Below are 23,294 nucleotides of genomic sequence, written 5' to 3' on the forward strand. Positions count from 1 at the left end.
TCGGCTATCGTCTGATGAAGAACCGGGTTCCGGAGAGCATTGCGGAGTTGGGTTCTGTCCCTTCCGTCACATATAATCGCCTTTTCCTCAAGATTGGCCTGATTTTCTGCAGTGAGGGTGTGCATATTTTTCCCGTCGAACGTGGGGGCATAAGCTCCTCAATCCAACAAAGTAAGAGTTTGCGCCGTACCATTCGCCGCACGCTGCAGTTTCTTCCGCTCTTTTGCTGTCTCTTGACGCTTTCGGCGTGGGCGCAGCAGTCTGTCGTGAGTCAGATCCGGGTCATCGGCAACCGCCAGATTCCCAAGGAAACAGTTCTGGCGCGCATGTTCAGCCGGGTGAATGACACCTACGACCCGCTGACGGTCGAGCGCGACTTCAACTCACTATGGAACACAGGCTATTTCGAGAACGTGTACATCGAGAAGGAAGACACCCCCAAGGGCGTAGTCCTCGACGTGTATGTGACCGAAAAGCCCACGATCCGCGAAATCAATTACAAGGGTCTGAACTCGGTTACCCAGTCCGATGTGCTGGACCGTTTCAAGAAGGAAAAGGTCCCCTTCTCGGTCGAGAGCAAATACGACCCGACGAGGGTCGCCCAGGCCATTGCTGTGCTCAAGGAGCTGCTCGGCGAGCACGGCCATCAGTTCGCGACCATCAAGGCCGATATCAAGAGAATTCCTCCCGCCTCGGTGCAGGTCAACTTCATCATCAAGGAAGGGCCGAAGGTCAAGGTCGGCAAGATCGAGTTCACGGGGAATGAGCACGTCAGCGCCCGCGTACTGCGCGAGTCGATGAAGAATCTCCGCCCCGTCGGTATTCCCAAGTCGATCTTCCTCGAAAATATCTTTGCCCGGACCTATGACGCCTCCAAGCTCGAAGAAGATTCCGAGCGCGTCCGTCAGGCTTATCGCGACCGCGGCTACTTCCGCGCCAGCGTCGGCGATCCCAAAACTCACCTGCGCAACGAGACAGGACTTTCGCTGCTGACCTTCCGGCCTAGGCAGGGCAAGCGCATCGATATCGTGATGCCGGTGGAAGAAGGCGGCCGCTATCGGCTGGGCAAGATCACCTTCTCGGGTAACAAGGCGGTCACTAACGTCAAGGCATTGCGCGGACAGTTTGCAGAGAAAGAAGGCGACTGGTTCAACGCCACCGTCTTCGGCAAAGGATTGCAGAACCTGCAAAAGGCCTACGGCCAGCTCGGTTATATCAACTTTGTCGGCATTCCGACTCCGACCGTGGATGAAGCAACCAAGGTTGTTTCGTGGAATATCGACATCGATGAAGGCAAGCCCTTCTACGTCTCCCGGATCGAGTTTCAGGGCAACACCACCACGCGCGACTTCGTGATTCGCCGCGAGCTGGCTCTCGAAGAAGGCCAGATCTACAACAGCCGTCTTTGGGAAGTCAGCATTCTGCGCCTGAATCAGCTGGACTACTTCGATCCGTTGAAGGTAGACCAGGATTCCGAAACCCACCAGAACGCCGAAGCCGGCACCGTCGATCTGCTGTTGAAAGTGAAGGAAAAGGGCAAGAACTCGATCGGACTGAACGGCGGCGTCAGCGGACTGGGCGGTTCGTTCCTCGGCCTCAATTACCAGACCAACAACTTCCTCGGTCTGGGCGAGACCCTGAGCCTGGCGGCGAATGTCGGCGAGGTCCAGCGCAACGTGCGCTTTGGCTTCAACGAGCCTTACGTGCACAATCGGCCTCTAAACCTGGGATTCCAGATCTTCAATACGAAGTACGACTACAACGCGAGCAAGAACTACAAGCTCGCTGGCGGAAATCCGAACAATTTGTCCACCGCCACATCGTCGCTGTTGCAGAAGTACAACCAGGCATCGACCGGCTTCTCGGTTTCAGGCAGCTATCCCATTCGCCACAGCTTCAAGCGGCTGGGTGTCACCTATACTCTGGATCGTTCTTCGATCAGCACCTTCAGCGCGGCCTCCTCCAGCTTCTTCCAGACGCTGGCCTTCCGCAGCGGCATCCAGGGACAGAATGCGCTGGACGGCATCGTGAGCAGCATGGCCTCCTTCAGCTTCCAGGAGAACAAGCTGGACGCGACCTATCAACCGCATAACGGCCATGAGATCTCCGCTCTATTCCAGGTGGCCGGTCTCTTCGGCAACGTCCGCTACATCAGCCCGGTGATCGAATACCGCAGCTTCCACCCCGTCAAGGGGCTCAGGTTTAACAAGGAAGGCCGCAACGTCTTCGGCCTCCGGCTGCAGGGTTCGTACATTCGAGGCATCAGCGGCGATGTGGCACCGCCCTTCAACCGCTTCTACTCCGGCGGTGAGGCCGAACTGCGCGGCTTCGACATTCGCTCGGCGACGCCTTATGGCTTCGTCCCCACGAAAGTTAACTTCAACCTGACCAATCCGGACGGAAGCACCGTACCTCGCGATCCAACCAATCCGTCCCTGGGCGCGATTCAGGTTCCGCTTCCGGTCTACGGTATTGCTTCGATCGGCGGCGATCTCAACTTCGTCAGCAACATGCAGTACACCATCCCCATTTATGCGCGCACGGTCGCCTTCGTGATCTTCAACGACCTGGGGATCAATATGGCGACCAACAACAGCCAACTGCGGCAAAGTCCCGAAGGCCAGGCCATCCTGAATTCTCCGCTCTATGGTTGCCCCAACTACTCCAATGGGGCCTGCCAGGGCGGTGTGCCGATCTCGTTCAGCCGAACCATCAATCCGATCAACGGGACCAACTACATTCCGCGCGATTCGCTGGGCGGCGAACTGGACATCATGGCGCCGATCATCAACGCGCCTTTCCGTATCTACTATGCCTTCAACCCGTTACGCCTGGAGAAGAACTTCTTCCAGACCAACCTGATTACCCGTGCCATGTTCCCGGCCGGTGGGGCCGGCGACTTCAGCTTTGCCGAGGCCGAAGAGGCCTATGGGGCACTGCTCCAGCTTCGCGAGCCGCGCAAAACCTTCAGGCTGACGGTAAGCACGACGTTCTAAAAACCACGGGAATGGGCAGAATTGACCGAATTTTGCCCATTTGCCGGTTTGACCTTGCCTATGCCGGAACCTATAATTCGGCTCAGTTCCTGAGAATGTCTTCTGGCCGTGTCTCGTCATAGCATTCCGATCGTCTAATGATCTGGAATCTGCCTCTACGAACTAAGCAGCAGGTAGATCAGGAAGCGAAGTTCGCTTCCGCACGTGCGGGCGATCTCACTCAAAACGGAGGAATTTTTGATTTCCATGAAACGTGTTATTTCGCGTTCTTTGCCACTCACTTGCGTGCTCGTCTCAGGCCTGGGGCTGAGCGCCCTAGCCCAGGCAGGAACAACCCCTGCCGCTCCCGCCGCCGCGAATGCCACTGCAGCCGCTCCCACCGGCTCGACCAAGATCGCCGTTATCAACTTCCAGGCTGCCGTCATGCAGACCAACGAAGGTCAGCGCAATTTTGCCGAGCTACGGAAGAAGTTCGAGCCGAAGCAGACGCAACTCAAGACCGAGGCTGATGAAATCGATGGGCTCAAGAAGCAGCTTCAGACCTCCGGCGATAAGCTCAGCGATGCCGAGCGCCAGACTCGTCTGAAGACCATCGACGAACGGGAAAAGAGCTACCAGCGCACTGGCGAGGACGCGCAGAACGACTTCCAGCAGGAAATGGCCTCGACCTATCAGCAGCTGGCGGAGAAGGTTTACGGCAGCCTGAACACCTACGCCACAGACAACGGATTTGGAGTTGTTCTGGACGCGTCCGCATCCCAGCAGCAGGCGCCCACCGTACTTTGGGCCGGCCAGGGCACGGACATCACCATGGCCGTCGTTCAGGCCTATAACACCAAGTCGGGCGTTCCTGCCCCAGCCGCCGGAGCGCCTTCAGCGCCCGCTGCGCACCCCACCACCGCACCCCACACTGCATCGCCTAAATAGGCTTTTGTCCCAAGCGAAAGGGCCTCGAATTTTCGAGGTCCTTTCGCTGATCAACAACTTATTTTGGGAACATTACTGTATCCGCTTCCCCTGTGGAAAAAAATGTGGAAGGTTTTGCCCTTCCCATCAGGCAATCGCCCGCAGGGATCCACTTTTTTAAGCATTTGCGGATGGAAGCTCGCAATCCTCTGATTACAGGATGGTTAAGTCGGTAATATCGGGAAGTAACCCAAAGTTCGGTGGCTCAAATTATTTTTGCAGCCGAAAGAGCTTTCCACAATACAGATTACAGGCTGATGACTCATGGCTTGAATCAGACCGTCAAAGCTCCTCTCGAACAACCAATTCCAGCATCCTGACTGGGCCCCAAAACACTGAGCGCGCCCTGCGCTGGAATCGCAAATTTTGCGAACTCAACGGGAGCTGTCTTCGCCGATTTTCAGCACTGCGAGGAAGGCTTCCTGCGGTATATCCACTTTGCCGATGCGCTTCATCCGCTTTTTGCCTTCTTTTTGCTTTTCCAGCAGCTTGCGCTTACGGGAAATGTCGCCGCCGTAGCATTTCGCGATGACGTTCTTGCGGATCGCGGTCACCGTCTCACGGGCGATGATCTTGGCTCCGATGGCGGCCTGGATAGCCACCTCGAACATCTGCCGGGGGATAAGCTCGCGCATCTTGGAGACGAGCATGCGGCCGCGATCATAGGCAAAGTCGCGGTGGACGATGATCGAGAGGGCGTCGACCGGCTCGCCGGAAACCAAAATGTCCAGCTTCTGCATCGGCGACTCCCAGGTTCCCGACAGGTGGTAGTCGAGCGACGCATAGCCGCGGGAGACGGACTTGAGCCGGTCGTAGAAATCAAGAACGATCTCGTTCAGCGGAAGTTCATAGGTGAGCATCACGCGGGTGGGTGTGACGTACTCGAAATTTTTCTGACGCCCGCGCTTTTCTTCCACCAGCTCGAGAATCCCGCCGACATATTCCTCGTTGGTGAGGATGGTCGCGGTAATGATCGGCTCTTCGATCTTCTCGATGCCGGTTACATCCGGCCAGCGCGAGGGATTGTCGACCTCGAGCAGCGTTCCGTCGGTCATCGTGATCTTGTAGCGCACGCCCGGAGCAGTTGTGATCAGATCCAGATCGAACTCGCGCTCCAGCCGCTCCTGGATGATCTCCATATGCAGGAGGCCTAGGAAGCCGCAGCGGAAGCCGAAGCCGAGAGCCGCGGAGCTTTCCGGTTCGAAGAAGAACGAAGAGTCATTGAGACGGAGCTTCTCCAGGGCTTCGCGAAGCAGCGTGTGCTCATGCGAGTCGACCGTGTACAGTCCGGCGAAAACCATGGACTTGATGTCTTCAAAGCCGGGTAGCGGCTCAGCGGCGGGACGAGCGTCATCGGTGACCGTGTCGCCGATCTTCGTATCAGCCACGTTCTTGATGGTCGCCACGAAGAAGCCTACTTCGCCGGCAGTCAATTCTTCGATCTCGACGGGCTTGGGTGTGAGCACGCCCATGGATTCGACGTCGAAGACCCTGCCATTCGACATGAGGCGGATCTTCATGCCCTTGCGCAGACGTCCGTGAATGATGCGGGCGAGAACGATGACGCCGCGGTACGCGTCGAACCAGGAATCGAAGATGAGAGCTTGCAGCGGAGCGTCGATATCTCCGGCCGGCGGCGGCAGGCGATTGACGACCGCCTCGAGGATGTCCGGCACGCCCAGGCCGGTTTTGGCGCTGACAGCCAGAGCATCCGTGGCGTCGATGCCGACGGCCTGCTCGATCATCTCCTGGGTGCGTCCAATGTCGGCGCTCGGCAGATCGATCTTGTTGATGACAGGGATGATCTCGAGCCCGTTGCTGATTGCGAGATAGGCGTTGGCCAGAGTCTGCGCTTCGACCCCCTGCGAGGCGTCGACGACCAGCAGCGCGCCTTCGCACGAGGCCAGCGAGCGCGAGACCTCATAGGAGAAGTCGACGTGGCCAGGCGTGTCGATCAGGTTTAGCTGATAGATCTGTCCGTCTTTCGCCGGATAGCTCATGCGGACGGAGTGCGCTTTGATGGTGATGCCGCGCTCGCGCTCCAGATCCATGGCATCGAGAACCTGCGCCTGCATCTCACGCGCGGTGAGCGAGCCGGTGAGCTCCAGGAGGCGATCGGAGAGGGTGGATTTGCCATGATCGATGTGCGCGATGATGGCGAAATTGCGGATGTGCTTACTGTCCATGAATAAGAGGAGGCGTGCCAGATGACCGCACGCGGAAGAAACTTTCCTAAAGGTTGAGTTTATCAGGGGACGGATTATCCTGCGGGACTCGCCGCCCACGCGGACGCGCTTGGACTTGCCGTCCACGCGGATGCGCTTCGCGCATCTGTGACTCACTCTGTTGGTGAACGCACTTGCGAGAGCACTCTTCTCCATTAATCTTTTTGTCGCGTCCCATACAATAGCTCTGGAACGGGGCCGGTTGAGAGAACTTGATCGATCCTTCGTCTCATAACTACGCATGGTTCTTTCTCGATCCTTTGTCGCCATCGCCGCTGCCATTGTCCTCCTGCCATCGATCCCCCTCGGGCATGCTCAGGCTACTTCCGCCGCTTCGCAGAGCAACCCTGCGCAGCATCAGCGTGTTCAGCAGCTGATCCAGAATGTAGAGAAGGCTTACGAGAACGGCGTCGCCAACTATCGTGACGGCCATCTGTCCGCGGCCAAATCGAACTTCGACTACGCCGTAGACCAGATGCTCACCAGCGGTATTCCTATCAAGAGCGATGCCGACCTGAGCGCGGAGTTCGACCGCATCGTGGACGCGGTGAACACGCTGGAGATGGATTCACTGAAGCAGGGGAATGGCTTCGCCGGGACCGCAGAACCAACCCCGGCCGAGGCAGCCGAGCAGGCGACCTTCAGCGTAGATCCCGCCGTAGTTGCCCAGGCGCAGGAAGCACTGAAGACCACACAATCGGATCTCCCCCTTGTGCTGAACGATTACGTCGCCAGCTTTATCACCTTCTACACGAAGAGCCGCGTGGGACACGGAACGATTGTGGCTTCCCTTCAGCGTGCCGGGCGCTACAGGGAGATGATCGAAAAGGTGCTCAAGGAAGAGGGCCTGCCGCAGGATCTCATCTACCTTGCTTTTGCGGAATCGAGCTTCCGTCCGCAGGCGTTGAATGCAGGGTCGGGCGCCGGCGGCATGTGGCAGTTCATGCCGTTTGGAGTCTATGGGCTTTCCCGGACGGGCTGGTATGACGAGCGTTTCGATCCGGAGAAAGCGACGCGCGCTTATGCGCGGCTGATCAAGGCCAACTACGCGCAACTGGGTGACTGGTATCTGGCGATTGCCGCCTATAACTGGGGGGCCGGCGCGGTGCAGCGCGCGGTGCAGCGCACCGGCTACGCCGATTTCTGGGAGCTATACCGGCGCAACAACCTGCCCGCCCAGACTAAGAACTACGTTCCCGAAATCATCGCCGTCGCGCTCATCGCCAAGAACCCGAAGCAGTATGGATTGGAAGACATCCAACCCGATCCTCCGCTGCTGATGGATACGGTGAAGACCGACTACAGCGTCGATCTACGCCTGGTAGCCGACATCACCGGCGCGCCGGTGCAGGAGATTACGGGTCTGAATCCAAGCCTCCTGCGCATGGCCACTCCTCCGGATGAGAGCTATGACCTGCATCTGCCCGCAGGCACCCTGGATCTCTTCCAGAAAGAGATTGCGGAGATCCCGGAAGACAAGCGGCGCTACTGGCGCTTCCACAAGCTTGCCTCCGGCGAAACGCTGGAAGAGGTGGCGCGTGCTTATCATGTCTCGGCAGCGGAGATCGCAACTGCCAATCAATTGACTTCGACGGACGACGTTTCCAACCTCGAGGCTCTGGTGATTCCCGTGGCCCCGGCGACAGCTCCAGCGCTGCGGACTGCTCTTTATCACGCGCGACGCGGCGACAGTCTGGTCACCGTGGCGGATCGATTCGGAGTGACAGTCGATCAGTTGAAGCGTTGGAACCGTTTGAAGACGAAAGCAGTGCCAGTCGGCCGCGGCCTCTATGTGGCTGAGCCGGCGAATATCTCCTCGTCGGTTTCACGCTCCAGCCGCGGGAGAGCATCGACGGGCGCGGCTCGCAGAGCAACCACGCGCACCTCAGGCAAAGCTTCGCGACATGCCGTGAAGAGCACGGGCAACGCAAAAGCCCGAGCATCGCAAGCCAAGCCTGCCCAGCATCGCGCGCGAAAATCCTAAGCCTTGTCTCGATTGTGTGCAGCGACGGTGACGATTGGAACCTCTTCGCGTCTTAGCCGATAGAGAATCGATGTACATCGACTCTCTTTACATGAGATGTTCGACGTATTACATGGCCGTTGTGCGAGAGAATACGTGAAGTGGACGATAGAAATTTGGTTCATGCTGAAGTAAGCGCTTGCGTTCCATCGCAAGGCGTTGCATCCTGTTGCTATAATTCGCGGCGCGGGACTTGTTCGTTGCCGCGGCAAGTTAGTTTGGAAACGCACAGTCAGGGCCGAAGGCCGGAGGGCCAATTCGATGCAGGAAGATCGTAAGCTTTACGCACACAGCGACGGTGATTACGAACCAGAGACGGACGAATTTCCCGAGGAGATAGAAGATGGCTTCGGCGAAGATGACGATGAAGAAGAAGAGATCTTAGTCTCGGTATCCTCCGACGACGACGACATCGAAGACGACGACGAAGAGCACAAGGATGAAATCGCGAGCGAGGCGGCTGCGAAGCCGGCTCCCCCGGCTGTCGCCAAGAAGGCGGCTCCGGCAAAGAAAAGTTCGGTCAAGAAGGCAGCCAAGAAAGCTCCTGCTAAGAAAGCTCCAGCGAAGAAAGCAGCGAAGAAGGCTGTCGCCAAGAAGCCGGTTGCGAAAAAAGCTCCGGCGAAGAAGGCCGCAAAGAAATCTGCCGCGAAAAAGAGCACTAAGGGCGCTAGCGGCAGGAAGGCTGTGAAGAAATCCACAGCCGGCAACAAGAGCGCCAGCAGTAAAAAATCAACTAGACGAGGTATTCCTTTGGCAGTCAAGAAAGCAGCAAAAAAGGCAGCAAAGAAGGCTCCGGCCAAGAAGGCAGCAAAGAAGGCCCCTGCAAAGAAGGCCGTGAAGAAGGCAGCAAAAAAGGCAACCAAAAAGGCAACCAAGTAACTTTTAACCCGCAGTAAAGAGGCAAGCAAAAGAGCCCGGCATAAAGCCGGGCTTTTTTGCGTCTGGACGATTCCTATTGCTTTCCCATATCAGCCCATGCCATGATCCTATGGTTAACCAATAGGAGATGGGTCATGGGCGATAAGAAAGATGTCTGGCAGGGAACCCTGGCGCTGATGGTGCTCAAGACCCTGGAGACGATGGGGCCTCAGCATGGCTACGGGATCGCGCGGCGCATCGAGCAGACCAGCGGCGACCTGCTCTCGCTGAACTACGGAACGCTCTACCCCGCGCTGCTCAAGCTAGAGCAGGAGGGCTACATCGCTTCGCGCTGGGGCGTCTCCGAGAACAATCGCAAGGCAAAGTTCTACGAGCTGACGCGGGCGGGACAGAAGCAGGTAAAGAAAGAGACCGCTGACTGGGAGCAGACGACTGCCATCCTGGCGCGCTTTCTTTCGCCGGCAGAGGAAGCGTAAGGGGACGCATAAGGAGAAGCGCGATGCGAAAGCTGCGGGCGTTATGGTTTCGGTTGCTGGGGATGTTCGGCGTGGACAGTGATGAAGCGGACTTCGCCGCCGAGCTGGAGAACGACATCGATCTGCGGATCGAGGATGGAATGCGAATCGGTCTGAGCCGCGAGGAGGCGCGACGCCGCGTGCTGATCCAGATGGGCGGTATCGAGCAGACTCGGCAGGCGTATCGCGAGCGGCGCGGACTGCCGGTGCTCGAAGATTTTTTGCACGATGTGAAGCACGGCCTGCGCATGATGAGCCGCAATCCTTCCTTCACCGCTGTTGCCGTCCTGACCCTCGCACTCGGCATTGGCACCAGCACGACGGCTTTTACGTGGATAGATAACGTGCTGCTTCGTCCTTTGCGCGGGGTGAGCGATCCGGGACGGCTAGTAGCTCTGGAATCGGTGACCCCGGGCGGCGATTTCGTACCTAACTCTTATCCCGACTACCGGGATTTTCGCGATCATCTCACCTTGCTCGACGGCATTGCGGTGACTCGTCCCGCGGCGTTCAGCATCGGGCAGAAGGACCATGCCGAGCGTGTGTCGGGCGAGTATGTCTCGGGGAACTTCTTTGCCGTGCTCGGAGTGAAGCCGGAAGTCGGGCGCATGTTCGCTCCTGACGAGTATGGCGACAAGCCGGGCGCGTTTCCCGTCGCCGTCATCAGCGACCGATACTGGCGCTCTCACTTCGGAGCCGATCCTTCCATTGTCGGAAAGACCATCCGCGTCGATCAGCATGAGCTGACGGTGGCGGGGGTAGCCGATCCGGCGTTTCATGGATCGATGGCCGCCCTGGCCTTCGATCTTTGGGTGCCGTATATGCAGCGGCCGGTGCTGGAGGGCGTCGAGCCGTGGATGATCCGGAATCGGCAGGACCGCGCCGTGCTGGGCATTGCCCGGCTGAAGCGAGGCGTGAGCGTGGAACAGGCCCGCGAGGAGCTGGCGTTGCTGGCCGCGCGCATGGCCAAAGCCGATGCCGACACCAACGAAGGCATGAGCGCCACGCTGCTGCCGCTATCCAAATCGCCGCACGGGCCGCAGGGATTGCTGGCCGGACCGCTGCAGATTTTGATGGGCGTCTGTGTCCTGTTGCTGGCGATTGTCTGCGTGAATGTCGCGAATCTGCTGCTGGCGCGTGCCACGGTGCGGGAAAAAGAGTTCAGCACGCGCCTTGCGTTGGGATCAGGACGGTGGAGACTGGTGCGGCAGGTGCTGACCGAAAGCCTGCTGCTCTCCGCAATGGGTGCGACGCTGGGAGCCGTAGCAGCGCACTGGATGACCCACGCATTGCGGCTCTTCATGCCGCCGGTGCAACTTTCGCTGGTGCTCGATACCGGGCTGCATCTGCGCGTGGTGCTCTTCACGGCCGGAATCTGCGTTCTCGCGACCGTTGCCGCGGGAGTCGTTCCGGCTCTGCAATCGGGCAGGACTGAACTCAGTGCAAGGATGAACGAAGGTGGACGCAGTGGAGCTGCCGGCCGCAGACGGCATCGGCTGGGCTCCGCGCTGGTGGCCGCAGAGGTAGCTCTGGCGCTGGTTGCTCTGGTCTGCGCGGGTCTGTTTGCGCGGAGCTTTGAGCAGACGCGGCAGATCGACCCCGGCTTCGATGCGCGCGGCGTTCTCCTGTCGCAGTTCTCTCTGGCGACGAATGGCTACGACCTGGAACAGCGGAAGGAGTTCTGCCGCCGCCTGGCCGACAAGATGAGCTCTGCGCCCGGCGTTGTCGACGTGGCGTATTCCGACGGTGTGCCTCTGGGCTTTGAACCGAGCTGGTGGGAAGACTTACAGATCGAGGGATATGTTCCATCCGCGGGCGAGAACATGAAGATGTTTCGCAATGTAATCTCGCCTGGGTATCTCTCGCTTCTCAAAATACCGATGATGGATGGCCGGCAGTTCACCGAACACGACGACGAAAAGTCGCAGCCGGTGATGATCGTCAACCAGACCTTCGCGCGCCGGTTCTTCGCCGGGCGCAACCCCATCGGGCGACGCATTCACGGATGGGGCGAGTGGTTCACCGTGGTCGGCGTCGTGAAGGACAGCAAGTATCACTACCTCGCCGAGTCGTTTGTGCCGTATATCTATGTTCCGTTTCGCCAGATCTATCGCGCAGATATGAACCTGGCATTTTACGTACGCTCTCAAGGCGATCCGGGCATCGTACTGGCGGCGCTGCGGTCCAGCGTGCGGCAACTCGATCCCAGCGTGACTGTCTTCGATGCTGTGCCCATGTCGGAGTTCATCGGAGCCTCGCTCTATCCGCAGCGTGTGGCGGCAAGCCTGCTTACGGTGCTCGGAGGCCTTTCGGTTCTGCTCGCGGCCATCGGACTGTATAGCGTCATGGCTTACTCGGTGGCGCAGCGTACGCCGGAGATCGGCATCCGCATGGCATTGGGAGCGCGGCCGGTCGATGTCCTTAGTCTGGTGGTGAGACAGGGGATGCGGCTGACCGTGGCCGGGCTGCTGGCTGGCGCTGTGGTGGCGCTCGGAGTGACGCGCAGTCTTGCCGCCGTGTCCTTCACCAACTCGGCGATGGGTGCGGGAGCAAAGCTGCTGCGCGTGAGTTCGACCGATCCGCTGGTTTATCTTCTGGCTGCGGCTTTTCTCAGCGCGGTTTCAGCGTTGGCCGCGTATGTGCCTGCCCGGCGCGCGGCTTCGGTCGATCCCATGACCACTTTACGGATGGAATAGGAGAACGAGGATGCGAAAGCTGCGAGCGTTATGGTTTCGGCTGTTGGGGATGTTCGGCGCGCATGACGGCGAAGCAGAGTTTGCGACTGAGCTGGAGAACGACATCGCGATGCGCATCGAGGATGGAGTCCGCATCGGCCTGAGCCGCGAGGAGGCGCGACGCCGCGTGCTCATCCAGATGGGAGGCATTGCGCAGACCCAACAGGCTTACCGCGAGCGTCGCGGGCTTCCAGTGCTCGAAAAGCTCGTTCAGGATGTCGGCTACGGCGCCCGCATGCTGCTCAAGAATCCCGGATTCACCCTCGTCGCGGTGCTCACCCTGGCGCTGGGGATCGGAGCCAACACCGCGCTCTTCTCGGTGGTGAACGGCGTGCTGCTCAATCCGCTTCCTTATCCGCATCCGGAAGAGTTGGTGACAGTGCATGAGAGCAAGCAGAACTTCAGCGAGGGATCGATCTCCTATCTCAACTTTCGCGACTGGCAGCGCGATAACAAGACGCTGTCTGCTCTCGCCGTGGCGCGGCCCACAGGCTACAACATGACCGGCCAGGGAGACGCAGAAGAGGTTGCCGCGGATCTGGTGTCCTCGGATTTCTTTCCTCTTCTCGGAGTCAAGCCGGCGCTCGGCAGGCTATTCGCTCCGAAAGAAGACGAGATCGGCCGTGGGCCAGTAGTACTGCTGAGCGCCGGTTTATGGAAGCGCAAGTTCGGCTCGCGGCCTGAGGTTCTGGGCAGGGCGCTGACCCTCGATGGACGCGACTACACCATCGTGGGCGTGTTGCCGGAGAGCTTCAATCTCACCATCAACAACTTCCGGCCCACGGATCTGTACGTTCCTATCGGCCAGTTTCAGAATCCCGCGCTCAAGGATCGTGCTGCCGGATTGGGGATTCACGGCATCGCCCGGCTGAGGTCAGGAGTAACGCTGGAGCAGGCGCAGGAAGATATGGCGCGTCTATCCGAGCGGTTGGAAAAGGAATTTCCCCAGGACGATGGGGGGATTCGCGCCAGGCTTGTACCCTTCCGGTATGCAATGGTGCGCAATGTGCAGCCGCTGTTGCTCATCCTGTTCGGGGCGGTGGGATTCGTTCTATTGATCGCCTGCGTCAATGTGGCCAATCTTCTCCTGGCAAGATCCAGCGTTCGTACAGCGGAGTTCGCAGTTCGCTCAGCGCTCGGTGCCGGACGCGGCCGGCTGATCCGGCAGCTGCTGACGGAGAGCGCAATGCTTTCGCTGGCAGGAGGCGCTCTGGGTCTGTTGATTGCCGGTTTCGGCACCAAGGCCGCATTGAAGCTGGTGCCCCAGGACCTTCCACGCGCCGGCGACATTCACATCAGCGCAGGTGTTCTCTGCTTCACCCTCTTTGTCTCGCTGGCTTCGGGGATTTTTTTTGGGCTCGCTCCGGCGCTCAACACATTTCGGCAGAATCTGGTCGACACCCTGCGTGAAGGCGGACGAGGGACCAGCGGCAGTCGTCATCGAGTGCAGGACACACTGGTGATCGTGCAGATGGCATTGGCGTTGGTGCTGCTGGCCGGCGCCGGGCTGGTCATCCGCAGCATGATGAAGCTCTCCGAAATCAATCCGGGCTTCCGGCCCGAAGGAGTCCTGACGCTCGGTGTGCAGGCGCCGCCTTCGGTGGGCAGCAGCGAAGACCGCGTGCGCGCTTACCTGCGCGAAGTGGAACGAACGATCGCCGCCACACCTGGAGTGCAAGCCGTATCGCTTTCGTGGGGTGCGGTGCCCATGGGATCCGATGATGAAACTCTTTTCTGGCTCGATGGAGAGCCGAAGCCAACCAGCGAAAACGCGATGCACTGGTCGATCCGCTACATCGTCGGGTCGGGATATCTCAAGGCCATGGGTGTGCCGCTGCTGCGCGGGCGCTTTCTCGCGGATGCCGACGATCAACATTCGCCGCGCGTGGTGGTCGTCGACGACGTCTTCGCGCACAAGTTCTTCGGCAACGAAGATCCGATCGGAAAGCGCATTCATTTGGATAACTTCGACGCCCCGGCAGTGATCGTCGGCGTTGTAGGGCACGTAAACCAGTGGGGACTCGACCTCGATGCGACCAACTCCCTGCGCGCTGAGACGTACCAGCCCATACTGCAGCTGCCGCCGGTTCAATTGAGTTTGGTTCCGCTGGGGATGCAGGTCTTCGTGCGTTCAAGCACCGATGGTGCTTCCACCTTCCGGGCCATTCAATCATCTTTGGCTCGCATGAGCCGGGAGCAAGTTGCCTACAACCCTGAGACTATGGACGCAATGATCGCGGATTTGCTGGCCTCGCGCCGCTTTTCCATGATCCTGTTGAGCGTGTTTGCTGCGACGGCGCTCCTGCTGGCGAGCGTCGGCATGTATGGAGTCATCTCCTACGTGGTGAGCCAGCGCACGCAGGAGATCGGCGTTCGCATGGCTCTGGGTGCCGACCGGAGCCGGGTGTTGCGCTGGGTGATCGAACAGGGTGGAAGACTGGCAATCCTGGGCGCGTGCGCCGGATTGGCCGCAGCCCTGGCGTTGACTCAAGTGATGGCCCACTCTTCGCTGCTCTACGGCGTGAGCGCCTACGATCCCTGGACGATGGGCGTGGTGACGGCGCTGCTGTTGCTGGTAGCCATCGCCGCCTGCTGCGTTCCCGCGTGGAGGGCGACGAGGATCGATCCGATGCGGGCTCTACGAATGGAATAGGAAAATGATGAAGGCGCGAAGTGGTTTCTGCCTCGTTCTCTCCACCCCAAATTGAATCAGGCGAGCCGGCATCAACTCGCCTGATCGTTTTTTGTCTGGCAGACGACTACCAGTCGCTGCTTGACACCAGGTTGGTTGCGTTGACGGTTCCGATGCCGGTAGCGAAATCCCAACCGGTTACCGCCTTGAACGCCGGCTGGTCGCTGGCGTCGGAGACGGAGACCACACCGTTCGTTCCAGACGGATCGAAGCAGTTATGCGTTCCCTTGCAATTGACTGACATATCGCCCCGGGTCACATCGTAGAAAATGCAGCCCGCGTTCACCTTGTTCCCCAGCGTGGAATTGCACGCAGAGCTGCCCTTCGCTCCATATTCCGATTGGGCAATCTTGTAATAAATCGAGTCGGGATTTCCTTGGCGTCCGTGTTGCTCATCGACCAGAGCCTGGATGCCGGCCATGATCGGCGAAGAAAAGCTGGTCCCGCCCTCGCCCGTCCAGCCGCTCGGATTGCCCACGCAAGGCGTGCCGCCGTGAGCCGTATCGCTAAAGCAGAAGATGTAGAGATGGGACGAAAACCCGTTGCCGGCGAAGAGAGAGACATCCGGAAGGTCGCGCACTCCATCGGATGGAACGCCGAGCAACGACTGCCAGGAGGGCTTGGCATAGCCTTTGCACGTGCCGCTCACCACGCCGGGAGTGCTCGCGGTGCCGGTTGCGCATCCGCTCGGGCCGCCCCCGCCGCCCGTTATCGAGAGAAAGCCCTCGCCGGTAGAGCTATTGCAAAATCCGCTGGAACCGAAGGGCACGGAGAACCCGGCAAACGTCGTGAACAACTGGCCGGCGCAGGAGTCGTTCCAGGGAATTTCAGGAACGTAGGACTTCGCCGATTCGAAGGTGGATGAGTTGGTGGTGTTCCAGAAAGTGCTGACATCGTTTGCGAAGAGATCGCCGAAGTCCGTCCCGCCCACAGCGACGTTAAACGGAGTCGACGCCAGGCCGTTCACCGCAATACCGTGCGTAGCCGCAGAGCTGCCGAGATCGCAGGTCACTCCCGCCGCATCACCCGCGGCCACGAAGAGTGAGACCCCCTCGATGGCTGCCTGGCGAAAAAGGCTGCTGATCGCAGCATTGCCCGCCGCGCCGATATTCGCTTCGCATATTTGAAAGCTGAGGCTTGCGATTGCCGGACGGGTGGAAGTCCTATCGAGCAGGTTTTGAAGTGCAAGCATCGTGCCGGAGGACGTCGAGCTATTCTGGCAGGAAACGAGTTCGATGGTCGCATTGGGCGCTGCCGCGCTGGCATACTCCACGTCCAAGGTCGCTTCTCCATCGTCTCCGGTCGCGCCAGGATCGATGCAGTTATTCGTTCCCGATCCCGGAGTCGGGTGTACCTGGGTGAAGCTGCCCGAGGTGAATTTCGAAAGCCCAAATGTTGACCGGAAGGTGGAGATGTCCTTCGTCGAGAAAACATCGGAGTCTTGAAGGATCGCGATAACCTGGCCTGTCCCAGTAATGCCCTCGGAAAACAGCGGGTTCAGGTTATAGATCTCAGCCAGATCTCCTGGTGTTACTGCCTCCGTCGTGCTGCCTGCAGGGCCGAAGGTGAAGGCAGCTTTAGGTACGCTCGCTGGCTGAGGAAAGAAATCATGCATAGATACCACGCCGGTCACGACTGGCTCCAGGGCGGCGGGAATGCTGGGGTCGCTCGCGTTCGCGATATGCATCACTCCTTTCACCTTGTAAGAGTGAATTTCACATCGGAATGCTTCACGGATGCTTGCTTCGGTGCCGGAGAAGTCGATCGTCGTCCGGTTCGCCGCAACTGAATTCACTTTGAATCCATGCAATTCGAGCCAGCCTGAAACCTTCTCGATGTCTTCATCCGCTACGCCATAATGCAATGCGTAATCCTCGAGTGTCATCCACTGGTGGTAGTGCGGAGAACGCTTGTCAGTCACACTCTCGGCATACTCGTTCAGCTCTTTTTCCTGAGCCTCCGATCGCTTTAGCAGCAGCTGCATATGTTCGAGCGGCTGGCTGTCCGGTACTTCGCCCATATCGTGTGCAGGAGTCGCCGCCGGATGGATGTTCCCGGCCAAAGTAACACGGCTGGATTCATCAATCGCTGCAATCACTCTGGGTTGGATGGAACCGTTGGCCGCAGTTGCGGCAAATAGCATTGAGGCTGTCGCCAGCGGCACTGACGATAGCAGCAGCAGAAATGTTTTCCAATTTCTCACGTGGGTATCTTCTCCTTGCAACTCTTGCCGAATGAGGAAAGCTCAGGAACTGAAACATTCCGATGAATTAACAGGGCTTGTTAATCCATATTCCTAAAATCGCAATAAATATTTATCTCGATCGCGCTCTTGGCCTGGTTTGATTTGGCCGACCGTTGACGGAATACTCTGCATCGCGAGACGATGGTCGGCCTATGGATAAGCGGGAGTTTATCAAGACGTCGGCAGTGGTTGCGGCCGGTTCGATGTTTTCACGTATTCTGAATGCGGAGCTTACACTGGCGGCGCATCGGACCAATTGGGCGGGGAATCTCGAGTACAGCACCGATCACCTGTACCTGCCCGCGACCGTCGAGGAGACGCAGGCGAACGTCAAGGCCTGCGCGAAGATCAAGGCTTTGGGCGCGCGGCACTCCTTCAATCGGATCGCCGACAGCAAGGCTGCGCAAATCTCTCCAGTGCATCTCGATTCGATGGAGATCGACCAGGCCGCGCGCACGGTGACGGTCGGCGCTGGCGTGAAATATGGCCAGCTTGCTCCTTACCTCGACAGCCATGGATTTGCCCTGCACAATCTGGCCTCGCTGCCGCACGTGTCGGTGGCCGGAGCGTGCGCCACGGCGACACATGGATCGGGGAGCAGGAACGGCAATCTGTCGACAGCCGTTGCAGGGATGGAGCTGGTTAGGGCCGATGGATCGCTAGTCTCGCTCTCGCGCAAGAAAGATGGAGCGAAGTTTGACGGGATGGTCGTCGGGCTCGGCGCGCTGGGCGTGCAGACCAAGGTGACCCTCGACCTGCTGCCTACATTTCAAGCCGCGCAGGTGGTCTATCAGGACCTCTCCTTCGACCGGCTGGAGACGCATCTGGAAGAAATCTTCGCGGCTGGATATAGCGTGAGCCTCTTCACCGACTGGCAAGATCATCGCGCGACGCAGGTGTGGATCAAGCGCAAGGTCGAGGGCGGCGCGGCAGGCGGCTGCCCCGGCGAGTTCTTCGGCGCCAAGCGGGCAACGGAGAAGCTGCATCCGATTACCGGCCACGACGCAACTCCCTGCACCGAGCAGATGGGAATTCCGGGCCCATGGTACGAGCGGCTGCCGCACTTCAAGATGGCATTCACGCCAAGCAGCGGGAACGAGATCCAGACCGAGTACTTCGTTCCGCGCGACAAAGGCTACGAGGCCATCCTGGCGGTGGAGCAGCTGAAAGACCGCATCACGCCGCATCTCTTTGTGACCGAGCTGCGCACCATCGCTGCCGATGATCTGTGGATGAGCATGGCCTATCAGCGGCCGTCGATGGCCATCCACTTCACCTGGAAGCCGGAGGCGGAAGCGGTGCACGCCGTGCTGCCGCTGATCGAAAAGCAGCTGGCCCCGTTCGGGGCGCGTCCCCACTGGGCCAAGGTCTTCACCATGGATCCGGCAAGGATTCAAGGGCTATATCCGGAGATGGCAGAGTTCCAGGCGCTGATGAAGGAGTACGATCCGGCAGGGAAGTTCCGGAACGAGTTTCTGGATTTGAACTTGTTTGGAGCTTGAAGTTTCTCTGAACCTCTCTTTCGTAATCTTTTTCACGAGGAAGCCAGGAAAGATGGGCATATCTGCCCATCTTCTTGCCGTTATTACCCGCGTTCCCCATTGGATACAGGCTTGACGGATATTTCACAGATTGGGCATTGACGCCGGACCGGGGCGGGACTACTCTGAGCCCATCGTTACCCTACGGCGCAACGACGGGATTCAGCACTACCGCAGCAGGCCACCCGCTGCGACCAGCCTTTCCGGGCCGGTTTCCGATTTTCCTGTCACGTGCCGCTACCCTCTCATTCAACTGCATCCAAATTTGGTATGGCCCGCGAGGGCTTTATCCGGAGGTATATTCCCAGTTTGACCAAAAAAACGCTGGACATCACGCCGAATCTTGAGCCCCTTTTCGGGACCCGCGATGAAAACCTCAGGCTCATGGAAGACATGCTCCATGTGCGCATCGATTTGCAGTCAGATGCCGTTTTGGTGGAAGGTTCGCCGCAGAATATCGCGCGGGTGGAGCGAATCTTCGCGGATTATGAGGCGCTTCGTAAGGCGGGCGGCTGCCCGCAAAACGGCGAGTTGAATGGAATGCTGCGGCTGGTGGTCGCCGACCCTGCGGTTTCGCTTCGGTCGGTGGCAGAGAGCGGCAAGCAGCGCTCGGCCGGCATCAAGCGGATGGTGCAGCCGCGGTCGCTCAATCAACGGCGTTATGTCGAAGCCATCGAGCAGATGGACATGGTCTTCGGCATCGGGCCGGCGGGCACAGGCAAGACTTATCTGGCTGTAGCCATGGCGGCTGCGGCGCTCCTGGCCAAGAAGGCTGGCCGCATCGTTCTGGTTCGTCCGGCGGTCGAAGCAGGCGAGCGGCTGGGGTTTCTGCCGGGTAGTCTGCAGGAAAAGGTCGATCCCTACTTGCGGCCTCTCTATGACGCGCTGTACGACTTGCTCGAGCCGGAAAAGGTCGACCGGATGCTCGAAAAGAACATCATCGAGGTGGCCCCGCTGGCATTCATGCGCGGCCGCACGCTGAACGATGCTTTCGTCATCATGGATGAAGCACAGAACACCACCAGCGAGCAGATGAAGATGTTCCTGACCCGGCTGGGCAACAACTCCAAGGCGGTAATCACGGGCGACGTGACCCAGATCGATCTTCCCAATCCGCGCAAGTCGGGGCTGATCGAGGCCATGTCCGTTCTGGAGGGAGTGGACGGCATCGGCTTTGTTCACTTCGAAAGCGGCGATGTGGTGCGGCACCAGCTCGTGCAGCGGATCATTCAGGCCTACGACAATTTCGGCCGCCAACAGCCGGAACTGCCACTGCGCATGGGTGAGAGCGAGGGCAAGGGTGCTTCGAAACCCCAGTAATCAGGCCGGTATTTGGGATACGATCAAAAGGAGGGCCGTCGGCCCTCCTTTGTTTTTGTACCGCAATCTCAATCATGATCATGATCGAAGCTGCCATCGGGGAGCAATTCGGGCGCGCCACTCTGAGCAAGAGGCGGCTGACGCAATTTCTCGCCTCGGCCAGAACGGCCGCTCCGCTATCGGGCTCGGTTTCCGTGCTGCTTACCGGCGATGAAGAGATTCGCAGGCTCAACCGCGAGTTTCGCCACAAAGACAAATCCACCGACGTGCTGTCTTTTCCGGCCATGGAAATAGGCGGAAGGACGAAGATAGCCGGCGACCTGGCCATCTCCGTTGAAACGGCGGCGCGCGAAGCGAAAACACGGGGGCACGAGCTGATGGTCGAGCTTGAAACGCTGGTGCTGCATGGCGTGCTGCATCTGGCCGGCTACGACCACGAGACCGATGCCGGAGAGATGGCGCGCAAGGAAGAGACGCTGCGCCGCAAGCTGGGATTGTCGCAAGGACTGATTGCCAGAGCCGCCGCTAGCGGCGTCAAGAGTGTGACGCGAGCGAAGAAGGCTGCAAAGAAAGTGCCGCTAAAGGCTGCAGCAAAACGGGGGCGCACGCGATGACCCTGACCGCCGCCATCCCTATCGTCATTCTCCTCATTGTCCTCACGCTGGCCTCGTACGTGGACCGGCTGTATTCGGAGATGGGCAAGTTTCTGGCGCGGGAGTTCCAGGAGAATATCGATGCCTGGGAGCAGCATGTCGAGCCCAAGCTGCGTCTGGAACGCGATCATGTTGCGTTGTCGGCGGCGATTCTCTCGCAGCTCGCGCTCGCCGGGCTGACGCTGCTCTTCGGAATGCTGCTCTTCGACCGCACTCCTGCGGACCGGCCGACAGCTCCGGAAGTCGCTCAGGTGGTGCTAGGTGTAATCCTGGTGATCCTGCTCTTCAACCAGTTTCTGCCCTTCGTCTTTTTCACGCGGACGCAGGGACTTTGGATCATCCGCTGGCGCAGGTTCCTGCAGTTTCTCTTCTATCTCATGATGCCCATCACGCTGTTTCTGGGCTTTCTGCTTTCTGTCGCTTCGCTGGCCGAGGCTCCTGCGAAAAAGGAGGAAGAGGCGACGACGGAGGCGGTGGAAGCGCTGCTCGAGGCAGGCGAAGAAGAAGGCATCCTGGAGGAGAGCGACCGTGAGCTAGTGCGCTCCGCAGTGGAGTTCGGCGACAAGGTGGTGCGTGAGGTGATGACGCCACGTCCGGAGATCTTCGCCGTGCCCGGCAACACCACCATCGAGGAGTTTCTGCACCTGCTGCGGAGCGAAGTCTATTCGCGGGTTCCGGTCTTCGAAGGCACGCTGGATCAGATCGCAGGCATCGCCTTCGCACACGACCTCTTGCACATCCGGGACGTTGACGCGCGCACGCAGATGGTCTCCAGCATCCAGAGACAGGCGACCTTTGTGCCCGAGACGAAAAAAGTGAACGAGCTGCTGCGCGAGATGCAACGCGAGAAGCAGCACATGCGCATCGTGATCGACGAGTACGGCGGCGTGGCCGGCCTGGTGACCATCGAAGATCTGCTCGAAGAGCTGGTGGGCACCATTCGCGATGAGCACGATGACGACGCCGACGGCGTACTCCGGGAGCCGGATGGTTCGTGGGCCGTGCCGGGTAATCTGGAGATCGAGCGGCTGGAAGAACTGCTCGGCGGAGAGACCGAAATGCCCGAAGACTATGAGGCCACTACAGTGGCAGGATTGGTGAGCGAGACAGCGGGGCGTATTCCGCAGGCAGGCGAGGTGGTCGAGGAGTATGGATTGCGCTTCGAGATCCTTGCCTCGACAGACCGCCGCATCGAGCGGCTGAGAGTTTCACGGTTAGAAGAAAGTAGTGAGCGATAAATGAAGTTTCGATCTGGATTTGTATCGATTATCGGGCGTCCGAACGCGGGGAAGTCGACGCTGATGAATGCCCTGGTGGGCGAGAAGGTGGCCATCGTAACGGCCAAGCCGCAGACCACGCGCACGCGCATCAACGGTATCCTCGAGGTGCCTTCGCGCAAAGGCAAGCATCCGGGGGCGCAGATTGTTTTCGTCGACACGCCAGGTGTGCACAAGCCCAATTCAACCCTCGACAAGCGGATGATGCAGGAGGTCCACGACGCTCTGGAGACACGCGACGCAGTGCTGCTGCTGGTCGATGCAACCCGTCGCCTGGAGCTGCCCGGAACGAGTGCAGAGGCGCCGGAAGCCTCCCCGCATTTTTCCGATAAAGAGTCGTCCGATAAAGATGCTTCCGATAAAGATTTGTCCCAAGCAGATGTGGCCGAAGGAGATTTGCCCGCCTCAGATACGCCCGAGACATTAGTGCTGCCCGCGAAGCAATCGAAGAAACGCGACACCAAAGCGGAAAGTGAAGATGCGTTTGTCTTCGACCTGCTGCGCAAGCTCGATTGCCCGGTCTTCCTGTTGATCAACAAGATCGACCTCATCGAGCGCGCCAAGCTGCTGCCGCTGATTCAGCAGCTTTCCTCGCTGCATTCGTTTGCCGAAGTGATTCCCATCTCGGCGCGAAAGCATGACGGGCTGGAGCGGTTGATGGAGAAGCTGGTCGAGGTGCTTCCCGAGGGGCAGCGATATTTTCCGAAGGAACAGTTCACCGACCAGCCCGAGCGGTTTCTGGTAGCGGAATTGATTCGCGAAAAGATCCTCACCGAGACCGGTGAAGAGGTTCCATACGCATCGGCAGTGGTGATCGAGCGCTTCGAAGAGCCGCGGCCACCCTCGAAGAAACCGAAGCCTGACGAAAAGCTTCCGCTGACCAAGATTGCCGCTGCGATCTACTGCGAGCGGCAGGGGCAGAAGGCGATCCTGATCGGCAAGGGCGGCAGCAAGCTGAAAGCGATCGGCACGGCGGCGCGCAGAGAGATCGAATCGCTGCTGGGAACGCGGGTTTTTCTGGAGCTACATGTGATCGTGAAAGAAAACTGGCGGGAATCGCAGGGGTTCGTCGAGTCGCTAGACTGGCGTCGTCAGGTGGAGGAGCTTACCCCTGTGGAGCCCTTGAAAGAGGAAGAACAAAAGTAGATTTTTTTTAGTACATCGCCAGCACCTGGGCTGTTATCCCACATCTCAAAAGCGAGATGTGGGGCACCCGGCGGGGCGGAT

Annotated in this window: 14 protein-coding genes; 12 read left to right on the forward strand and 2 right to left on the reverse strand. The window is 59.2% G+C overall.

Annotated features, from left to right (window positions below; genetic code table 11):
* Nucleotides 1-179: 179 nt before the first annotated feature.
* Nucleotides 180-2,996, forward strand: coding sequence for an outer membrane protein assembly factor BamA (gene bamA / locus XX99_RS19440; RefSeq protein ID WP_231581507.1), 2,817 nt, complete (start codon nt 180-182; stop codon nt 2,994-2,996).
* 246 nt (nt 2,997-3,242) lie between these two features.
* Nucleotides 3,243-3,923 (forward strand): OmpH family outer membrane protein, encoded by a 681-nt coding sequence (locus tag XX99_RS19445; protein ID WP_050061014.1) that lies wholly within the window; start codon nt 3,243-3,245, stop codon nt 3,921-3,923.
* 413 nt (nt 3,924-4,336) lie between these two features.
* Here XX99_RS19445 and lepA read toward each other — a convergent pair whose 3' ends face one another.
* Nucleotides 4,337-6,148, reverse strand: coding sequence for a translation elongation factor 4 (gene lepA, locus XX99_RS19450; protein ID WP_050061015.1), 1,812 nt, complete (start codon nt 6,146-6,148; stop codon nt 4,337-4,339).
* 280 nt (nt 6,149-6,428) lie between these two features.
* On the opposite strand from lepA, the gene XX99_RS19455 reads away from it, so the two are divergent.
* The 5 genes from XX99_RS19455 to XX99_RS19475 all read left to right on the forward strand — a co-directional run bounded on the left by XX99_RS19455 (nt 6,429) and on the right by XX99_RS19475 (nt 14,992).
* Nucleotides 6,429-8,171, forward strand: a complete 1,743-nt coding sequence (locus XX99_RS19455; protein WP_082125725.1) for a lytic transglycosylase domain-containing protein — start codon at nt 6,429-6,431, stop codon at nt 8,169-8,171.
* 300 nt (nt 8,172-8,471) lie between these two features.
* Nucleotides 8,472-9,089 carry a hypothetical protein gene (locus XX99_RS27370; protein WP_184085103.1) on the forward strand — a complete coding sequence of 206 codons (618 nt, stop codon included), beginning with the start codon at nt 8,472-8,474 and terminating at the stop codon, nt 9,087-9,089.
* A 134-nt stretch (nt 9,090-9,223) separates the two neighbouring features.
* Complete coding sequence (locus XX99_RS19465) at nt 9,224-9,565, forward strand: PadR family transcriptional regulator (protein WP_050061016.1); 342 nt, start codon at nt 9,224-9,226, stop codon at nt 9,563-9,565.
* 23 nt (nt 9,566-9,588) lie between these two features.
* A complete protein-coding gene (locus XX99_RS19470; protein ID WP_050061017.1) occupies nt 9,589-12,300 on the forward strand; it encodes an ABC transporter permease in 2,712 nt (903 codons plus the stop codon).
* Between the two features lie 10 nt (nt 12,301-12,310).
* Complete coding sequence (locus XX99_RS19475) at nt 12,311-14,992, forward strand: ABC transporter permease (RefSeq protein ID WP_050061018.1); 2,682 nt, start codon at nt 12,311-12,313, stop codon at nt 14,990-14,992.
* Nucleotides 14,993-15,098: 106 nt separating this feature from the next.
* Here the strand turns inward: XX99_RS19475 and XX99_RS19480 are convergent, their stop codons facing one another.
* Nucleotides 15,099-17,234 carry a S53 family peptidase gene (locus XX99_RS19480; protein WP_050061019.1) on the reverse strand — a complete coding sequence of 712 codons (2,136 nt, stop codon included), beginning with the start codon at nt 17,232-17,234 and terminating at the stop codon, nt 15,099-15,101.
* A gap of 194 nt (nt 17,235-17,428) precedes the next feature.
* On the opposite strand from XX99_RS19480, the gene XX99_RS19485 reads away from it, so the two are divergent.
* The 5 genes from XX99_RS19485 (at nt 17,429) to era (ending at nt 23,213) form a co-directional block, all read left to right on the forward strand.
* The gene (locus XX99_RS19485) at nt 17,429-18,778 is read left to right on the forward strand and encodes a D-arabinono-1,4-lactone oxidase (protein ID WP_050061020.1); all 1,350 of its coding nucleotides are present in this window, start codon (nt 17,429-17,431) and stop codon (nt 18,776-18,778) included.
* Nucleotides 18,779-19,126: 348 nt separating this feature from the next.
* Nucleotides 19,127-20,137 (forward strand): PhoH family protein, encoded by a 1,011-nt coding sequence (locus XX99_RS19490; RefSeq protein WP_050061021.1) that lies wholly within the window; start codon nt 19,127-19,129, stop codon nt 20,135-20,137.
* A 74-nt stretch (nt 20,138-20,211) separates the two neighbouring features.
* Complete coding sequence (gene ybeY / locus XX99_RS19495) at nt 20,212-20,751, forward strand: rRNA maturation RNase YbeY (protein WP_082125726.1); 540 nt, start codon at nt 20,212-20,214, stop codon at nt 20,749-20,751.
* Nucleotides 20,748-22,028 (forward strand): hemolysin family protein, encoded by a 1,281-nt coding sequence (locus XX99_RS19500; RefSeq protein WP_050061022.1) that lies wholly within the window; start codon nt 20,748-20,750, stop codon nt 22,026-22,028. The genes ybeY and XX99_RS19500 overlap by 4 nt, the downstream gene beginning before the upstream one ends.
* Nucleotides 22,029-23,213, forward strand: coding sequence for a GTPase Era (gene era, locus XX99_RS19505; protein ID WP_050061023.1), 1,185 nt, complete (start codon nt 22,029-22,031; stop codon nt 23,211-23,213).
* Nucleotides 23,214-23,294: the final 81 nt, after the last annotated feature.

The sequence above is a fragment of the Silvibacterium bohemicum genome (genome assembly GCF_001006305.1).
In the GTDB taxonomy this organism is placed as follows: domain Bacteria; phylum Acidobacteriota; class Terriglobia; order Terriglobales; family Acidobacteriaceae; genus Silvibacterium; species Silvibacterium bohemicum.

Excerpts from the sequence above, each read along its gene's own strand:
- XX99_RS19500 (WP_050061022.1), top strand. The coding sequence starts at position 20,748 with ATGACCCTGACCGCCGCCATCCCTATCGTCATTCTCCTCATTGTCCTC.
- XX99_RS19485 (WP_050061020.1), top strand. The coding sequence starts at position 17,429 with ATGGATAAGCGGGAGTTTATCAAGACGTCGGCAGTGGTTGCGGCCGGT.
- lepA (WP_050061015.1), bottom strand. The coding sequence starts at position 6,148 with ATGGACAGTAAGCACATCCGCAATTTCGCCATCATCGCGCACATCGAT.
- era (WP_050061023.1), top strand. The coding sequence starts at position 22,029 with ATGAAGTTTCGATCTGGATTTGTATCGATTATCGGGCGTCCGAACGCG.
- XX99_RS19470 (WP_050061017.1), top strand. The coding sequence starts at position 9,589 with ATGCGAAAGCTGCGGGCGTTATGGTTTCGGTTGCTGGGGATGTTCGGC.
- XX99_RS27370 (WP_184085103.1), top strand. The coding sequence starts at position 8,472 with ATGCAGGAAGATCGTAAGCTTTACGCACACAGCGACGGTGATTACGAA.
- ybeY (WP_082125726.1), top strand. The coding sequence starts at position 20,212 with ATGATCATGATCGAAGCTGCCATCGGGGAGCAATTCGGGCGCGCCACT.
- XX99_RS19445 (WP_050061014.1), top strand. The coding sequence starts at position 3,243 with ATGAAACGTGTTATTTCGCGTTCTTTGCCACTCACTTGCGTGCTCGTC.
- XX99_RS19455 (WP_082125725.1), top strand. The coding sequence starts at position 6,429 with ATGGTTCTTTCTCGATCCTTTGTCGCCATCGCCGCTGCCATTGTCCTC.
- XX99_RS19465 (WP_050061016.1), top strand. The coding sequence starts at position 9,224 with ATGGGCGATAAGAAAGATGTCTGGCAGGGAACCCTGGCGCTGATGGTG.
- XX99_RS19475 (WP_050061018.1), top strand. The coding sequence starts at position 12,311 with ATGCGAAAGCTGCGAGCGTTATGGTTTCGGCTGTTGGGGATGTTCGGC.